At 38.5% G+C, this 2,908-nt stretch carries 2 protein-coding genes and 1 pseudogene; 1 reads left to right on the top strand and 2 read right to left on the bottom strand.

Annotated elements, in window-relative coordinates; all coding sequences use genetic code 11:
• A pseudogene (locus ACFIO3_RS00635) lies at nucleotides 1-135 on the top strand (chloramphenicol acetyltransferase); the annotation flags it as partial.
• Between the two features lie 56 nt (nucleotides 136-191).
• On the opposite strand, the gene ACFIO3_RS00630 reads toward ACFIO3_RS00635, so the two are convergent.
• The gene (locus ACFIO3_RS00630; protein ID WP_375615082.1) at nucleotides 192-2,531 is read right to left on the bottom strand and encodes an ATP-dependent helicase; all 2,340 of its coding nucleotides are present in this window, start codon (nucleotides 2,529-2,531) and stop codon (nucleotides 192-194) included.
• A 120-nt stretch (nucleotides 2,532-2,651) separates the two neighbouring features.
• Nucleotides 2,652-2,903 (bottom strand): ribbon-helix-helix domain-containing protein, encoded by a 252-nt coding sequence (locus ACFIO3_RS00625; RefSeq protein WP_375615083.1) that lies wholly within the window; start codon nucleotides 2,901-2,903, stop codon nucleotides 2,652-2,654.
• Between the last annotated feature and the right edge of the window lie 5 nt (nucleotides 2,904-2,908).

Below are 2,908 nucleotides of genomic sequence, written 5' to 3'. Positions count from 1 at the left end.
ATGCGTTTTCCCAATCATGTGATAGAATGCCTTTTAGATATGGCTTGGTGGGATTGGCCGCTTGATAAAATTCACAACGCATTGCCTGATATGCAAAATTTGCCCATTGAAGCCTTTGTTCGCAAATGGAAATGACATTCAGAATAAAATAAAGTGGTTTCTTGAAAAAACTGATCGTGGTTTGCTTGTAATTAAGCTTTGTTTACAAAATTATCTAGTACACGCTTTTCTCCGGCTTTTTCGAACATTATTGTCAATTTATGATCGTCTATTGCTGTAATATGACCATAACCAAATTTTATGTGAAAAATCCGATCATTGACAGAAAAATCTGATGGTGCATGAGAGAGTGATTGAGAGATAACTTTCCCTTCAATATTTTTGTTTTTTTGTGCACGCTTTTGTCTTGGTGTTGCATAGTCATTATAAAAGGAATCGTGATGTTGAAAGGAAGATTTTCCATAACCACCATAGGATGTTTCCATTTCTACAACTTCTATATGTTCTGCTGGTAATTCATCTAAAAAACGGGAGGGGAGAGCAGGTTGCCAAAGTCCATGAATTCTTCGATTCGATACAAACCATATATGCAAATGTTTTTTTGCTCTTGTTAGACCTACGTAAGCAAGACGCCGTTCTTCTTCTAATCCTGAACGTCCACCTTCATCTAATGAGCGCTGGTGGGGAAAGAGTCCTTCTTCCCAACCTGGAAGAAAAACTGTTTCAAATTCAAGTCCTTTGGCTGAATGAAGGGTCATGATGTTGACTGCATCCATATTTTCATTATTTTCCGTTTCCATAACGAGTGCAACATGTTCCAAAAAACTTTGAAGATTTTCAAATTGTTCCATGGAACGAATCATTTCTTTAAGATTTTCTAGTCTTGTAGGAGCCTCTGGTGAGCGATCTTCTAACCACATGTTTGTATAACCAGAATCATCAAGGATGATCTCGGCAAGTTCTCTATGAGGAGTGTCTTGAAGCATATTTTGCCAGCGGCGGAAGTTTTCAATAAGGATTCGTAACGCACTGCGTGCCTTAGGCTTTAATTCATCTGTTTCAATGATGTCTGCGGCAGCAGAAAAGAGAGGAACAGCACGTGCACGTGCACTCTCATAAAGAATGCGCAGGGTTGCATCTCCTATGCCGCGTTTTGGTGTATTAATAACACGCTCAAAAGCTAAATCATCAGTAGGTTGGACAACAACGCGTAAATAAGCCATGGCATCACGTATTTCCATTCGCTCATAAAAACGAGGACCACCAATGACGCGATAATTAAGGCCAAGTGTTACAAAGCGATCTTCAAATTCACGCATTTGAAATGATGCGCGTACCAATATAGCCATATGATTTAATGCATGACCGGTTTGTTGTGCGCGTTCGATCTCTTCTCCGATTGCTCGTGCTTCTTCTGCCGAATCCCATGCTGAATGAATTTTTACCTTTTCTTCCTCACTCTTTATTTGAGCAGAAAAAAGGACTTTTCCCAGTCTTTCTTCGTTATGAGCAATGAGATGGGAGGCGGTTTTAAGAATATGGGATGTTGAGCGATAATTGCGTTCTAGACGAATAATTTTAGCAGAAGGAAAATCTTTTTCAAAACGTAATATGTTTTCGACTTTTGCACCACGCCATCCATAAATGGATTGATCATCATCGCCAACACAACAAAGATTAACATGTTGACCTTGAGGATGTTGGGCCAAAAGGCGAAGCCAAAGATATTGTGCTGTATTTGTATCCTGATATTCATCGACAAGAATATAACGAAATTGAGAATGATATTCGCGAAGAATATCTGGATTATGTTGGAAGATAGAGATAGAATGAAGTAGAAGGTCACCAAAATCACAAGCATTAAGATCTTTTAATCGATTTTGATAACTGTGATAAAGTTCACGTCCCATGCCGTTACCAAAGGAATGAGCATCACTTTTTGAGATATGTGTTGGTGAAAGTCCTTGATTTTTCCAAGAATCAATTATCATGGCAAGGTTTCGTGCGGGCCAACGCTTATCGTCTAATCCTTCAGCTTGAATAAGTTGTTTTAAAAGTCGAAGAACATCATCGCTATCGAGAATTGTAAAGTTTCTTTTTAAATCAACAAGCTCTGCGTGACGGCGTAAAATTTTAGCTCCAGTGGAATGAAAGGTTCCAAGCCAAGGCATACCTTCAACAACTTCTCCAATAAGTTCACCAATACGTGTTTTCATTTCACGGGCTGCTTTGTTGGTGAAAGTGACAGCAAGTATTTGTTGAGGTGAGGCGAGTCCAGAGCGCAGAATGTGAGAAATACGGGTTGTTAAAACGCGTGTTTTTCCAGTACCAGCACCTGCAAGAACTAAAAGAGGCCCCTCAGTATTCATAACAGCTTGTTGCTGTTCTGGATTGAGCTGTTCTAAATAGTTTGTATTATATGATTTTTTTTCTTTTAGGACAGGGGAAGAAAACCCAGAATTTTCCTTATCATGGTCTGGAGGGGAATCTTCTTCAAAGAAAGGTATGGTGTGATCAGAAAAATTACTCATTGTATCTCTTTTGTAGTCTTTTTTTCATTGAAGTTCTAGATTAAAAAAACTTCTCTTAAAAAGTCACAACAGTTTCAGTTGAACAGACAGAAAGAGAACGTAAAAAAATAAGCACAAACATTAAAGGCGTTGGGTGAGAACGCTTTGAAGGACATAAACGCGTAACGAGGCCGAAAGATTTACTTGTTGTGGTCTTTTGCTATCAATATCGGTAATAATAAAGGCTAAAGATTGTCCTTTTTTGCGGGCTATATCTTTTAGAATATCTAAAAATGGTGGTTCTAAAGAAACGCTTGTTGCGTGTCCATCAACGCGAACAGATATCTTTCGTGGAATGACTTTTGACCAATCGATAGAATTATTTTCGTGCATTTTTC

The sequence above is a fragment of the Bartonella sp. AD328YNZD genome (assembly GCF_042196425.1).
The sequence above is the reverse complement of the archived record's forward strand: the minus strand, read 5'-3'. Positions and strand labels throughout refer to the sequence as shown.